The organism is Povalibacter uvarum, assembly GCF_014202975.1.
Lineage (GTDB): Bacteria > Pseudomonadota > Gammaproteobacteria > Steroidobacterales > Steroidobacteraceae > Steroidobacter > Steroidobacter uvarum.
The window spans coordinates 150,698-163,853 of sequence record NZ_JACHHZ010000005.1 but is presented as its reverse complement, the minus strand read 5'-3'; the positions used below and the strand labels follow the sequence as shown (position 1 = coordinate 163,853).

Genomic DNA, 13,156 nt, shown 5'->3' with positions numbered 1-13,156 from the left:
GCGTCCCGCCTGTCGTGTCGGAGTGGCTTGGAGGGACCGAACGTGTTTTTTGTGCGCCTTCACCCGAGGTGAAGGATTCGCTGAGGTCGTCTGCTGGAAGAGGTCGAACTCGTCGTGCCCTCCTCTCCAGCAGAGGAGGGCACCTGTCTACTTTTCAGACTCTGCCGCGATCAGCGCTTGCGCAGTCTGACGATCGTGAGGCCAGCGCCCATGCCGAGGAGCATGAAGCCACCGAGCGCGAACAGCGGCACATCGCCTGCCGTGTGGGGCAGAGAGGCAGCCTGCTGCGAGGGCTCACGAATGATTTCGCGATACACGATCGGCACGATCACGTACTGGGTCTGCGGCGTGTCGTCCTGTGCAACCTGAGCGACGAATCGATCTTCCGGCACGTAGAAGTTCAGCTGATCACCGCGCTGCAGGTCGGCAACCGGGGTCTGCTTGCCGTTCACGAACAGCTGCGTGTTGGCGGGCGGCGTCAGCGTCATCGTGTCGCCTTCTCTGAAGTTGATAGCGAGCTGCTCGCCGCGATTGATGTTGCGTTCGACGCGGCCGGAGAACTTCACATAGGTCTTGCCGTCACGCACTTCGACGCCCTGGCAGGCAGACGCGATGCTCGGATAGGCCTTGAGCGCTTCTGCCGACCAGTTGACGCCTTCGCAGTTCTTCGCCGTTGTCGTGAACGAACGATCGACGCTCGTTTGTGCGAGCGCAGTAGCTGCCATCAGAGAGATGGCCGCTCCGCCGAATACCAGAATGGGTCTGCGCATAAATCCTTCTCCTGCTCTCGAGGTCACTATTGTTGCGATTGGATCCGACGCGTTCGACTAATGCAGTTCCCCGCGTAAGGCCATGTTTTCGTCCGCTGATGCCGAACACGCAATGCGAACTTGGGGCCCGTCTGCGTGCCCCTGTTACCTATTTACGCTGCGACGCGCGCGTGGAATATCGGCAGAAACCGTGGGCTTCTCGCGGTGCATGCAGATCGCGTGCGGCGCGGTTCATGCAAGTCTGCATCGCGTCATTTCCGGCAGAAACCAGCGCAGGTACGAGTTGCTCATGGAGTCACCGCGCCCGATCCAGAAGCTCAGTACGGCGTTCGAGACCGTGATCATCGTGACGATGCAGCTCGTCCTGATGCTCATGATCGCGATTGCCGTGTTCGAGCTCCTCAAGCTGATCTACCTGGGGATCCGCAGCGGGATCTTCGGCTTCGGCCATCCGACGATTCCCGAAGTGATCACAGTGGGGGACCTGCAGCGCATCCTGCAGCGGGCGTTCGGCGGCGTGCTGCTGGTGCTGCTGGGCCTCGAACTGCTGGACACGCTGCGCAGCTACTTCAACGAGCACCGCATCCGGCTCGAGATCATCCTCGTCGTCGCGGTCATCGCGGTGGGCCGCCACATCATCCTGCTCGACTTCGAGCGTCTGGACGGCATGACGCTGGTGGGTATCGGCGTACTGGTGATCGCGCTGACCGGGGGCTACTACCTCGTCAAGCGGTCCTCGAACGAGAGGCCTGGGCCCGATAGCCGATGCTGATGCATAGCAGCATCTTGCCAACCGCGGGGCTACTGATTCTTTCGTCGGCGGGCGCAATCGCGGGAACACTCGACGATGCCGCGAAGCGATTCGCCGAGAGCGACTTCGTGTTCAATCGCGCCCGCAGCGACATCCCCTTCATTCCGTTCGCGTGGGCGAGCGCGACGTTCTACGACGAGAGCCGATTCCTGCTGCCTTCCGGTGAACCCGGCGAGCTGACGTTCGAACAGCAATCCGTTTCCGAAGCCACGTTCCTTCCCTTCCTCATCGGCCGTCGCGACGCCGTCGTGATCGGACAATGGATGAACTGGACGCGCTTCGATCTCTCGAACGGCAGCGACAAGGAAGTATTCAGCGTCGCTATCCCGGTCGGCTGGGCACGACAGACGAGCCCCGATTGGCAAGTCGCTGCGTTCGTTGCGCCGCTCGGTCACAGCAGCGAGGGCGATGGCTGGTACTGGGAGTACATGGGCGGCGTGTTCGCGCGCTGGCTGCAGACCGATCGCTTCGCGTGGCTCTTCGGCTTCTTCGCGGACGTCGCGCCGCGCGAAGAGTTCTACACACCGTATGTCGGACTGACCTGGACAGTGAACCAGCACTGGACCGTCAGCGCGATCATGCCGTGGCCTGCGATTCTCTATGCGCCCAATACCGACTGGCTCTTCCGCTTCGGGGTCTCCCCTTCCGACGCGTCATGGTCCGTAGAGATCGATGACGACGGCTCGCCGCGAAAAGCCCAATTGAGCTTTGGTGCATGGAACCTCGGCATCAGTGCCGAGCGCCGGATCTGGAAATTTCTCTGGCTCGGCGCCGAAGTCGGCGTCGCAGGCTTCCGCGGCTTCACTTTCTCCGGCAGCGACTGGGAAGGGCCGAATTCCGATCTTGGTACGGACGCGTATGCCACCATTCGCGTCAACTTCAGACCCGGCAGCTGGCAGTGAGGGCCGGCGCCCGGTTACCGGATGGAAGCAGATCGATCCCCGCGTTCGCGGGGATGACGGCGATCGCGGGACTAGCCCTGCTTTTTCGCCGTCACTTGAATCTCGATTTTCATTCTCGGGTCCGCGAGCCCCGCTGAAATCATCATCGCCGCCGGCCGCACCTCGCCGAAGTACTTCCGCAGCACCGGCCAGCACTGCTCGAACTCGCTCGCCACCGGGACGACGTAGATCACACGAACGATATCGTGCAGACCCGAGCCCGCCTGCTTCAATGCGTGCTCGATGTTCTGCATGCATTGCTCGGTCTGTTCGAGAATCCCGGGCTGAATCGTCATGGTCGAGTAGTCGAATCCCGTGGTCCCCGAGACGAACACCCAGTCGCCATCGACGACAGCACGCGAATAGCCGATCTCGGCTTCGAAGGTGGAGCCGGAGGAGATGAGTTGGCGGGTCATGGAGCAACCTGTGATGAGGTGGACGCTTTCGCATGCATCTTTCCCAGCAGCCACTGCAATCCCGCAAGATGCTGCTGATCGTGACTGCACAGATAATGAATCAGGCTGCGCAGGGTGAGTGGGCCGTAGCCTTCAAAGACGGCAGTGCGATCAAGTTGTGATTCGGTGAGACCCGTGATCAGGCTGAGCGTCTTTGCCCGCGCAGCGCGGATCGACGCGATCACAACCTCCGGCTCGGATTTTCCGTACGCGCGATCGCGTGCATACGCATCCGTGTCGATGCTGGGAAGCAGCGGATTGTCTTCCTGCAACGTGCGCTGGAAACGAACGTGGTAGCCCTCGACTTCGATGTCGCGGACGTGACAGAGCTGTTCGATCGGGGTCAGACGTTCACTGGGAATGCCCTCCCAGGCCGGAGGCGTCCAGTGACGAAGATCGGACGGGATCGCGGCGAAGTGGGCGGCGAGCTGATCGGGAAACGCCGCGAGCGCGCTCAACGTGACATTCATGGCCGGCTCGATGGAGAACGGCAGCCAAGGATACGCCAGGCGAGGCAGCCGAAGAACCGCGGTCCAGGAAACTGAGCGGCCCGAATCGGACAGAGTCCGGGGAATCGACGCCGGGTCCACCACGCACGATGGCCGATCACGGCGCAAATCGCTTGCAAATTCGTGCTGCGCAGGACTGCCCCTAGCCCTTATCGCATTCCCCGACCGGACGCGGAGAATGCTTTTTCATGCGCTCCCGATACGGCTGGCTGGTTCTGACTGCTTGCGTCACCGCAAGCGGCCTCGCGGCGTGCGGAAAAAAATCTGCACAGGGCGAGATGCCTGCAGCCGAAGTCAAAGCGATCGCCGTCCAGTCCGGTCCGACCGAGCTCTATGCAGACCGGATTGGCGAAGTTCGCGGGTCGCAGGAAGTCGACCTGCGCGCGCGCGTGAATGGCGTGCTGATGAAGAAGCTGTTCGTCGACGGCGCGCTGGTCAAGGAAAACCAGCCCTTGTTCTCCATCGATGCCCGCGAGTACCGCGCCCAGGTCGCGAACGCGCAGGCTCAACTTGCCGCTGCCGAAGCAAACCTTGCGCGTGCCGAACAGGATGTGAATCGCTACGCACCGTTGCTCGCGGAGAACGCGATCAGCCGACAGGTCTACGACTCCGCCGTCGCGGCTGCCAAGCAGGCTCGCGCACAAGTGAACGCAACACGCGCTTCGATCGAAGAAGCGGAGCTCGGCGTCGACTTCGCGACGATTCGCGCACCGTTCACCGGCCGCATCGGCGATGCCAAGGTCTTCGAGGGCGCACTCATCTCGGCCGGAGTCACCCAGCTCGTCTCGCTCTATCGCGACGATCCGGCGTGGGTCTATTTCAATGTCAGCGAGACCGAGGTGCTGGAGTATCGCAAGCGCTTCGGCCCTGCCCGCCCCGCACCCGATTCTGCTTTCCGGGAAGTGCAGCTGCATCTGAGCGACGGCACGCTCTACCCGAATCCCGGACAGATCAACTTCATCGCGAACGCGCTCGACCCCACGACCGGGACGTTCGCGCTGCGCGCCGAATTCCCCAATCCGGATCACGTCCTCATCCCCGGCCTGTTCGCCCGCATTCGCGTCAGAGCCGAACAACGCGCGAACGCCATCCTGATTCCCGATCGCTCCGTGCAGCAGCAACTCGGCCGCTACTTCGTCATCGTCGTCGGCGAAGGCGACAAGGCCGAGATGCGCCCAGTCCAGCTCGGCCCCCGACTCGGCACCCAGTGGATCGTCGACCAGGGCCTGAAACCCGGCGACCGCGTCGTCGTCGAAGGCGTTCAGAAGGCACGCCCCGGCTCCCCGCTCAAAGTGACGTTGATCACAGCGGACCAGCTGAATGAACAGAGCAGCGGTTAGCGGTTGGCGGTTAGCGGTTAGCCAGCAGCGCTGCGCGCCCGGACACGCACGCTCCTTCCGCATTCCGAACCAACCGCCAACCGCCAACCGCTAACCGCTCCTCCTACCATGTCCCGCTTCTTCATCGATCGGCCGGTCTTCGCCATCGTCATCTCGCTGTTCCTGGTGCTGGTCGGGACGCTGTCGCTGATCACCCTGCCGGTCGGCGAGTTTCCGGAGATCGCGCTGCCGACGGTGCAGGTGAAAGCCGGTTACATCGGCGCAAGCTCCGATGTCGTGGAGGACGCGGTCACCTCGCCGCTCGATCGCCAGATCAACGGCGTCACGGACATGCTGTACATCAACGGCGTGAGCGGCGACGACGGCAGCGCGAGCCTCACGGTCACGTTCGCGCTCGAGCGCGATCCCGATCTGGCTGCAGTCGAAGTTCAGAACCGCGTGTCGCAGGCGACAGCAACGCTGCCGCAGGAAGTCATCAATGCGGGCGTGACCGTTCGCAAGCAATCGCCCGATACGCTGATGTATCTGATGCTGACGGCGACCGATCCGTCGCTCGATGCGCTGTTCGTCAACAACTACGCCTACGTCTACGTCGTCGATCCGATCAAGCGCGTGACCGGCATCGGCGATGTGCAGGTCTTCGGCTCCGAGTACGGCATGCGTGTGTGGTTGCGACCGGATCGCATGGCGAGCCTGCGGCTTACGGCGAGTGACGTCGCCCGGGCAATTCAGGAACAGAATGTCCAGGCGCCGGCCGGACAGGTGGGACAGCCGCCCGCCGACAAGGACCAGAGCTTCCAGTATTCGTTGCGTGTGCGCGGGCGCCTCGTCGATCCGGGCGAGTTCGCCGACATCATCGTCGGCTCGAGGCCAGACGGCTCGTTCATCCGGGTACGCGATGTGGGTCGCGTCGAATTGGGCGGCAAGGATTACAACTTCCGGACTCGATTCCGTGGACAGGCGGCCGTCATGATGGCCGTATCACTCGCACCGGGCGCGAACGCGATGCAGACGGCCGAGCTCGTACGAAACGAGCTCGACGCGCTGAAGCGGTCGTTCCCGGCGGGCATGGACTACAAGATCATGTACGACACCTCGGAGTTCGTGTCAGCATCGATCGAGGAAGTGATCCATACCTTCGTCGAAGCACTGATCCTCGTCCTCATCGTCGTCTATCTGTTCCTGCAGAGCTGGCGTGCGACGCTCATTCCGATGCTGGCCGTGCCGGTGTCACTGATCGCGACATTCGCCGCCTATCAGGCCCTCGGCTTCTCGATCAATACACTGTCGCTGTTCGGCATGGTGCTCGCGATCGGCATCGTGGTCGATGACGCCATCGTGGTCGTCGAAGCCGTCGAGCAGAACATGCACGCGCACAAGCTGACGCCGCTCGAAGCCACCCGCAAGGCCATGAGCGAAGTGCAAGGCCCGGTTGTCGCGATCGCGCTGGTGCTCGCGGCTGTTTTCGTGCCGATGGCATTCATTCCCGGCGTGACGGGACAGCTCTACAAGCAGTTCGCGCTGACGATTGCAGTAGCGACGCTCTTCTCCGCGCTCGTGGCGCTGACCCTGACGCCCGCTCTCTGTTCGATGCTGTTGAAACCACAGGAACATGACCCGCACGCCGAACCGAAGGGGCCGATCCGGAAGTTCTTTCATCGCTTCAATCGCGGGTTCGACCGGCTGAACGATCGCTATGGACAAGCCGCCGGCATGGGGGCGCGCCGCATCACGCTGGTCGTCATCACACTGGGCGTCGTCATCGTGGCGATCCTCGGCCTCCTCAAGATCACGCCAACGGGCTTCGTTCCCGACGAAGACAAAGGCGCGGTCTTCATGCAGGTCATCCTGCCGGATGCGGCCGCACAGCAGCGCACGCTGAGCGTGCTCGACGCGGTCGAAGAGATCGTGCAGGCGCATCCTGGCGTCGACGCTGTCACCGGTGTTGCGGGGTTCGATCTCATCTCCGGCACGGCAGCATCGAACTGCGCGCTCGTCATCGTCCGGCTCAAACCGTGGGAGGAGCGCAAGGCACGCGATCAGCATGCGCTGGCAATCCTGCAGGCGCTGATGATGAAGACGCAGCACATTCCCGAAGCCGTGATCTTCGCGTTCAATCCGCCGGCGCTGCCGGGATTCGGCGCTGTGTCAGGCTTCTCAGCGATGCTCGAAGCCCGGGGCAATCAGACGCCACAGGAACTGGCGCAGGTCACGCAGCAGTTCATCGCAGCGGCACAGCAGGATCCCGCGATCGGTCGCATCACGACGACCTTCTCCGCGACGACGCCCAACTATCGTCTCAGTGTCGATCGCGAGAAGGTGAAGAAGCTCGGTGTTCCCGTGAACGATGTCTTCACGACACTGCAGACCTTCATGGGTGGCTACCAGGTGAACGAGTTCACCGCGTTCGGTCGCAACTACAAGGTCACGATCCAGGCGGACACGGAGTTCCGTAAGGAAGTTCGGGACATCGCGCAACTGTTCGTGCGCAACGGCCAGGGTGACATGGTGCCGCTGGACGCAGTGGTCTCGCCGACTCCGTCGACCGGCGCCCGATTCATGCAGCGCTACAACCTCTACCGCACAGCCGCGCTGAGCGGCACGCCCGCTCCCGGCGCCAGCTCCGGACAGGCAATCGGTGCGATCGAACGCCTCGCCGAAACGACGCTGCCGGCCGACTACGACATCGAATGGACAGGCCAGAGCTTGCAGGAGAAAGAAGCTGGCAACACGGCCGTTCTCGTGATGGCCTTGTCGATCGTCGTCGTGTTCCTCTTCCTCGCGGCGCTCTATGAAAGCTGGGCAGTGCCGTTCGCCGTGCTGCTCGCGACGCCCTTCGGATTCATGGGCGCGCTGTTCGCGCTGAAGCTCGGCGGCATTGCGTTCAACGTGTACGGACAGATCGGCCTCGTCACGCTGATCGGCCTGTCGGCCAAGAACGCGATCCTGATCGTCGAGTTCGCGAAGCTGAATCGCGAGGCCGGCAAGCCGCTGATCGAGTCGGCGCTCGAAGCAGCGCGGTTGCGACTGCGGCCGATCCTCATGACCTCCTTCGCGTTCATTCTTGGCGTGGTGCCGCTTGCGATTGCATCGGGGGCCGGCGCTGCGTCGAAGCACTCCGTCGGTATCGCAGTGTTCGGCGGCATGATCGCCGCGACACTCCTCACATCGCTTGCGGTGCCGGGCTTTTACGTGATGATCCAGGGACTGGCTGAGAAGTTCGGTGGCGAGCCGAAGGCGCCGGTTGCGGTGGAGGCGAAGCCGTGAAGAGGCGACTGCGAACTGGCGGCTGGCTGCTGGCCAGAATGCTCGTAGTTGCGGGGGCGTTGGCCGGCTGCGCGATCGGTCCGGACTATGAGCGGCCCGAGTCAGTCAAGCCGCCCGACCAGTATCGTGCCGCGCCTGAAGTGCAAACCGAGAAGTCCATCGCCGATGTCGCGTGGGCGCGGATGTTTGGCGATCCGGAGCTCGCGGCGGCGATCCGCGTGGCGCTGTCGAGCAATCTCGACCTGCTCAGTGCGGTCGCGCGTGTCGAGGAGTTTCGCGCGCAGCAACGCGTCGCCCGCAGCGCCTTCGGTCCCGACATCCGTGCCACCGTGTCGACGAGTCCGAACCCGGCGAGCACCGAAGATGCGTCCTACTCCGGCGGCCTGTCGCTCACCTGGGAGCTCGATCTCTTCGGCAGGATCCGACGCTCCAACGAAGCGGCGCGTGCGCAGCTCATGGCATCCGAGGACAACGCACGAGCGGTGATGAGCTCTCTCGTCGCAGCGGTTGCGACTACGTGGTTCCAGCTTCGCGAGATCGATGCGGAGATCCAGATCATTCGCGACACGATCCGTACCCAGGAGGAATCTCTCGCGTTGGTGCAATCCCTGCTTCGCAACGGTGTCGCTTCCGGTGCCGAAGAGCAGCAAGCCATAGGACAGCTGGCCACGACGCGGGCGCAGCTGCCGCTGGCCCTGCAGCAGCGGGCGCAGATCGAGAATTTCCTGCAGTTCCTCCTCGGGAATCCTCCGGACGAAGTGCAACGAAGCCAGCCGCCGACGTTCATCATCGTTCCGCCCGACATTCCCGTCGGCCTGCCCGCGCAGCTCCTCGAGCGACGGCCGGACGTGCGGCTCCTCGAGCAGCAACTGCATGCGGCGACCGCGCAAGTAGGCGTCGCTCAGGCCAGCCGCTTCCCACACCTGTCGATCGGTCTGACCTCATTCTTCGGCATCATCAGTCCCCAGTTATCGCGCCTGCTCGACGGCGACGAGCCCGCCCAGAGCCTCTTCGCGGTGGGGCCGAGTGCTGATATGCCCATCTTTCAGTCCGGCCGTGGCAACGCGAATGTCGCGGCGGCACGGGCTGTGCAACGACAAGCCGAATTCGCTTACCGCTCCGGTGTGTTGCAGGCATTGCGCGAAGTCGCTGACACGCTGGTCGCGACGGACCAGGTCCGGGAAGTCATCGCACAGAATGAAGTCCGCACTGGTGCCGCCGCCGAAACGCTTCGTCTGCAGCGCATGCGCTATCGCGCCGGCGTGATCAGCTATATCGAAGTCCTGGATGGCGAGCGCCAGTTGTTCGCTGCACAGATCGATCTCGCACGCGCGAGGCTCTCTCAGTTGCAGTCCTACATCGATCTGTACCGGGCATTGGGCGGCGGCTGGTCGGACAGCGAGCTGCAGGCACTGCAGCCCAAGTAATGCGTAAAAGTGCGGAGCGTGCTGGCGATGCGCGGACCGTATAACGCGTCCCGGGTGCTATCCACACGCAAGGGAGACGATGATGAAGAAGATCTGCCTGTTGACGGCCGTGCTGCTTGCGGCATCCGCCGTACATGCTGCTGAGGACTACGACGGCAAAAAGCCGCTGGTCTGCGCGCCGCAGAGCGGTCACGACTGCCTGCCTACGGAAAAAACCTGCAAGCCGCTCAAGCCGGAGGCGGGCCGGGACGTGAATCTCTATTTCGACGTCCAGAAGATGCAGGTCAAGACGCCCTACCGCAACGCCGAACTGCCGATCCAGAGCTTCAGCAACAACACGAAGTCGCTGGTGATGCAGGGAACGAGCCTGGAGTTCGCGTGGTCCGCGACGATTCACCGCACGACGGGTCGCCTGGCGATCGCCATCGTCGATCGCGAGGGCTCCTACGTGATTTTCGGTCAGTGCAAAGTCAAAGCCTGAAGCGCATTGCGATCGTCCACGGCGTCCGCCGTGGATGATCGGCTGCCCCCGCTATTGCTCTCCGCCGATGTCGTAACGCTGGCCGATCCGCTCGCGGATCCGATCGAGGATCTTTCGCGACTCCTCCGGACCGATCGCCTGGATGCTGTCTGCGGTCAATGAGTAATGCAATCCCACGAGACTGCGCAGCTGCTTGAACGCTTTCTCGTTGGAGCGACCGCAGACGCTGTCGTCGCCGTTGATGACGCGCTCGATCACTCCCGGATCCAGCATGCGGATGTCGCATATGGCCGCCAGCCGCGCGATCTCGTCGTCCACGGTGTTGAGCTGTTTTTCGTGCCAGACGTGGCCGAAGTCGCTCTTAGCCATACGCCCTCCCCTCGTGACTTCCGACGCGAGCTTCCTCCAATGCGAAGAAACGGCCATAGAGTCTTACCCCTATGCCTGTCGCACTGCACAGTTCTGGTGTGCTGTTGATGTCGCAACTTGAATGCGATGAAGGAACGCCCAAGCGCAGTGCAGCGAACACGGTCGTGGGGGCAAAAGCAATCCTTCCCCAAGGTGCTAGGCTGATCTGCGTATGTCAGCTCCACGGGCCGGGCGATAGGGTTGGGTCACCCGCAACGTGACGATATCGCGGTCGCCGCTGTCAGCGCAGCGGACCATTAATCTTCTCCCTCGGGCTGGCACGGATGAGCATCAAGCAAACGCTCGGCGATCACTTTGTCGATGCTGCTCCCGCAGGGCAGCTGTCAGGTGCTGCACCGCGTCCGCACACGGACCTGATGCATCGCTACCTCGATCCTTCGACCAGTCTCGCGGAGATCCTGTTCGGCCTCATCATGACGCTGACGTTCACGCTGAGCGCCGGTCTCATCATCGAGGACGAAGGCCGGGAAGGCGCCCGGCAACTGCTCATCGCCGTCCTCGGCTGCAACATCGCCTGGGGCATCATCGATGCCGCCCTCTACCTCATGGGGCAGTTGTTCGATCGCGGACGATTGCGGAGACTGGGACGCGCGATCAGGGAGACGGATCAAGCCAACGCCGCTGCGCTCGTCGCCGATGAACTCGAACCGCTCGTGGGCGACGTGCTCACGCCGGTCGAACGCAACGACCTGTATCGGCGCGTTGCGGCGAATGTTGCAGCACGGCCGCCACAGGCGTCGCGGATTACAAAGGCGGACTGGCTCGGCGCATTCACCAGCTTCGTGCTGGTCGTGCTGACGAGTCTTCCTGCCGCGTTGCCGTTCCTGCTCATCGACGATGCGAGGCTCGCGCTGCGCGTTTCAAACGCAGTGTTGCTGGCGTTGCTCTTCATCGTCGGTGCGTCGTGGGCTCGCCACACGGAGAGCAAGCCCTGGCTCGTCGGAACGATCTTCCTGCTTTGTGGCACCGCGCTGGTGCTCGCCGCGATCGCGCTGGGAGGCTGAAATGTTCCTCGCCCAGAACAACCGCGCTGACCAAGGCATCGTCGAGCGAGAAGGATCGATGCTGCAACAGCAGGTTCGGCAACACCTGGAGGCGCTGCTGAAGAGCGCGCATTTCGATGCGTCCGTCCGCTCGCGGCAGTTCCTCCGCTTCGTCATCGATGAAACGCTCGCCGGCCGCAGCAAGGCGTTGAATCAGACGACGATCGCCATGCAGGTGTTCGGTCGCGGGACCGATTTCGATGCCGTGCTCGACCCGATCGTTCGCGTCCAGGCAGGGCGGCTGCGTCGATCGCTCGAGCGCTACTACCTCCTGACCGGTGACTTGCGGGACGTCTGCATCCAGCTGCCCAAGGGGTGCTATGCGCCAGTCTTCACGACTATGACGCGCACAGCCGATCCGTTGCCGGATCTCGTCGAAACGGCGTGCCGGCCCGATGTGACCGAATGGCCCACCGTGCTCATCCACCCGTTCGTGACGGACCCGGCCGACGAGGCAATCGCGGCTCATCTGAAGGACGAGTTCGCCATGGAGCTGTGCCGCTACGACGATGTCCACGTCGTTCGACAAAGCTCGATGCATCACATGGATGCGCGGCAGCAGGCATCGATCCGCTTCGAATTTCGCGGCACCCTGCGTTGCATGAACGACGAGAGAATCATGTCGGCCCGACTGATCGATCGTCATAGCGGACAGCAGGTCTGGAGCGATGAACATCGCTGCACCCCACATCCTTCCCGCTGGTCCTGCGGTCTCGGCGATATGGCACGAGTCATGGCGGCCCGGCTCGGCTGCGAGAACGGCGCCATTGCCCGGGTTCTGGCCACCGATCCGGTGCATCGCAGCGGTGAGGCCGCCGATAGTTTCGGTCCGATCGCACGCGCCTACCGTTTTCTCTTCTCGCGCCAGGTCGATGAGCTCGTCCCGACCATCCAGGCCGTTCGCTCGCTCACGGCGCGCGCTCCGCAACTGGCGGCGGGATGGACGTATCTCGCCCGGCTGTTCGTGCTGAATCACACGTTCCAGCTCTCGCCGCTGTATACGCCTGTCGAGAAGGCGATCGACCATGCTTCTCGTGCTGTCATGCTGGACCCGGGCGGTACGCGTGCACGCAGCGTTCTCGCAACGGCGCTGCTCGCCAAGGGCGAGATCGAGGCGGCGCGGGAAGAGCTGCATCAGGTGCTGCAACTAAATCCCGATTCACTGGTTTGCCGCGAAGTCATTGGCTGGTTGCTGGCGCTCTCGGGCGAGTGGGATCACGGTGTCGCGCTCATGCGCGAAACGATGCAACGCAACCCCTACTGCTCGCCGCAGGTCTATCACGGGCTCTGGGCGGATCAGCTGCGGCGCGGCGACTTCGAAGGCGCTCATCGCGCGGCGCTCGAGTATCGCGATCCGGGCTTCTTCTGGCGCGATCTCATGATGGCCTGCTGCCTCGGTCATCTCGGGCGGACGGAAGAAGCGCAGGGACACGTCGCTGAGCTGCTGCTCTCGAAACCGCAGTTCCCCGCACACGGGCGAACCATGATCCAGTACTACATCAAGGCGCCAGCCTTGCGCGAATGCATCGATTTCGGCCTTCGCAAGGCCGGCCTCGTACTGACCTGACCTTTCGCGGTCTCCCTTTAGCTTCCCGCAGCACGTCGCCATGCCGGATGCGGATCGCGTGCGTCCGGTGCCGGCGTATGAAACCGTAACTAACCCGCTGTTACTACCGGCATGGG

12 protein-coding genes are annotated in these 13,156 nt (G+C 63.1%); 8 read left to right on the top strand and 4 right to left on the bottom strand.

All coding sequences use genetic code 11. From position 1 onward, the window contains the following. Positions 1 to 170: 170 nt before the first annotated feature. Complete coding sequence (locus HNQ60_RS20120) at positions 171 to 770, bottom strand: hypothetical protein (RefSeq protein WP_184334581.1); 600 nt, start codon at positions 768 to 770, stop codon at positions 171 to 173. Between the two features lie 289 nt (positions 771 to 1,059). On the opposite strand from HNQ60_RS20120, the gene HNQ60_RS20115 reads away from it, so the two are divergent. Both HNQ60_RS20115 and HNQ60_RS20110 read left to right on the top strand, forming a co-directional pair. Further along, complete coding sequence (locus HNQ60_RS20115; protein WP_184334580.1) at positions 1,060 to 1,542, top strand: phosphate-starvation-inducible PsiE family protein; 483 nt, start codon at positions 1,060 to 1,062, stop codon at positions 1,540 to 1,542. Beyond that, positions 1,542 to 2,483 (top strand): hypothetical protein, encoded by a 942-nt coding sequence (locus HNQ60_RS20110; RefSeq protein ID WP_184334579.1) that lies wholly within the window; start codon positions 1,542 to 1,544, stop codon positions 2,481 to 2,483. The genes HNQ60_RS20115 and HNQ60_RS20110 overlap by 1 nt, the downstream gene beginning before the upstream one ends. Before the next feature lie 71 nt (positions 2,484 to 2,554). Here HNQ60_RS20110 and HNQ60_RS20105 read toward each other — a convergent pair whose 3' ends face one another. Together HNQ60_RS20105 and HNQ60_RS20100 are read right to left on the bottom strand one after the other, a co-directional pair. Beyond that, on the bottom strand, positions 2,555 to 2,938 hold the full coding sequence (locus HNQ60_RS20105; protein ID WP_184334578.1) for a RidA family protein: 384 nt from the start codon (positions 2,936 to 2,938) through the stop codon (positions 2,555 to 2,557). After that, positions 2,935 to 3,447, bottom strand: a complete 513-nt coding sequence (locus HNQ60_RS20100; protein ID WP_184334577.1) for a DinB family protein — start codon at positions 3,445 to 3,447, stop codon at positions 2,935 to 2,937. The genes HNQ60_RS20105 and HNQ60_RS20100 overlap by 4 nt, the downstream gene beginning before the upstream one ends. Before the next feature lie 227 nt (positions 3,448 to 3,674). On the opposite strand from HNQ60_RS20100, the gene HNQ60_RS20095 reads away from it, so the two are divergent. The 4 genes from HNQ60_RS20095 (at position 3,675) to HNQ60_RS20080 (ending at position 10,001) form a co-directional block, all read left to right on the top strand. Then, on the top strand, positions 3,675 to 4,826 hold the full coding sequence (locus HNQ60_RS20095; RefSeq protein WP_184334576.1) for an efflux RND transporter periplasmic adaptor subunit: 1,152 nt from the start codon (positions 3,675 to 3,677) through the stop codon (positions 4,824 to 4,826). 108 nt (positions 4,827 to 4,934) lie between these two features. After that, entirely contained in the window at positions 4,935 to 8,093 is a 3,159-nt protein-coding gene (locus HNQ60_RS20090; protein WP_184334575.1) for an efflux RND transporter permease subunit, read from the top strand. Then, positions 8,090 to 9,520 (top strand): efflux transporter outer membrane subunit, encoded by a 1,431-nt coding sequence (locus tag HNQ60_RS20085; RefSeq protein WP_184334574.1) that lies wholly within the window; start codon positions 8,090 to 8,092, stop codon positions 9,518 to 9,520. The genes HNQ60_RS20090 and HNQ60_RS20085 overlap by 4 nt, the downstream gene beginning before the upstream one ends. An 82-nt stretch (positions 9,521 to 9,602) precedes the next feature. Beyond that, on the top strand, positions 9,603 to 10,001 hold the full coding sequence (locus tag HNQ60_RS20080; protein WP_184334573.1) for a hypothetical protein: 399 nt from the start codon (positions 9,603 to 9,605) through the stop codon (positions 9,999 to 10,001). Between the two features lie 51 nt (positions 10,002 to 10,052). Here the strand turns inward: HNQ60_RS20080 and HNQ60_RS20075 are convergent, their stop codons facing one another. Then, entirely contained in the window at positions 10,053 to 10,370 is a 318-nt protein-coding gene (locus HNQ60_RS20075; protein WP_184334572.1) for a hypothetical protein, read from the bottom strand. Positions 10,371 to 10,693: 323 nt separating this feature from the next. On the opposite strand from HNQ60_RS20075, the gene HNQ60_RS20070 reads away from it, so the two are divergent. Next, on the top strand, positions 10,694 to 11,434 hold the full coding sequence (locus HNQ60_RS20070; protein WP_184334571.1) for a VIT1/CCC1 transporter family protein: 741 nt from the start codon (positions 10,694 to 10,696) through the stop codon (positions 11,432 to 11,434). A gap of 1 nt (position 11,435) precedes the next feature. Then, on the top strand, positions 11,436 to 13,040 hold the full coding sequence (locus HNQ60_RS20065) for a tetratricopeptide repeat protein (RefSeq protein WP_184334570.1): 1,605 nt from the start codon (positions 11,436 to 11,438) through the stop codon (positions 13,038 to 13,040). The last annotated feature ends 116 nt before the right edge of the window (positions 13,041 to 13,156 follow it).

Bases quoted from the DNA above. Each gene is read 5' to 3' on its own strand.
- HNQ60_RS20090 (WP_184334575.1), top strand. From the start codon at position 4,935: ATGTCCCGCTTCTTCATCGATCGGCCGGTCTTCGCCATCGTCATCTCG.
- HNQ60_RS20075 (WP_184334572.1), bottom strand. From the start codon at position 10,370: ATGGCTAAGAGCGACTTCGGCCACGTCTGGCACGAAAAACAGCTCAAC.
- HNQ60_RS20095 (WP_184334576.1), top strand. From the start codon at position 3,675: ATGCGCTCCCGATACGGCTGGCTGGTTCTGACTGCTTGCGTCACCGCA.
- HNQ60_RS20100 (WP_184334577.1), bottom strand. From the start codon at position 3,447: ATGAATGTCACGTTGAGCGCGCTCGCGGCGTTTCCCGATCAGCTCGCC.
- HNQ60_RS20065 (WP_184334570.1), top strand. From the start codon at position 11,436: ATGTTCCTCGCCCAGAACAACCGCGCTGACCAAGGCATCGTCGAGCGA.
- HNQ60_RS20120 (WP_184334581.1), bottom strand. From the start codon at position 770: ATGCGCAGACCCATTCTGGTATTCGGCGGAGCGGCCATCTCTCTGATG.
- HNQ60_RS20105 (WP_184334578.1), bottom strand. From the start codon at position 2,938: ATGACCCGCCAACTCATCTCCTCCGGCTCCACCTTCGAAGCCGAGATC.
- HNQ60_RS20110 (WP_184334579.1), top strand. From the start codon at position 1,542: ATGCATAGCAGCATCTTGCCAACCGCGGGGCTACTGATTCTTTCGTCG.
- HNQ60_RS20080 (WP_184334573.1), top strand. From the start codon at position 9,603: ATGAAGAAGATCTGCCTGTTGACGGCCGTGCTGCTTGCGGCATCCGCC.
- HNQ60_RS20070 (WP_184334571.1), top strand. From the start codon at position 10,694: ATGAGCATCAAGCAAACGCTCGGCGATCACTTTGTCGATGCTGCTCCC.
- HNQ60_RS20115 (WP_184334580.1), top strand. From the start codon at position 1,060: ATGGAGTCACCGCGCCCGATCCAGAAGCTCAGTACGGCGTTCGAGACC.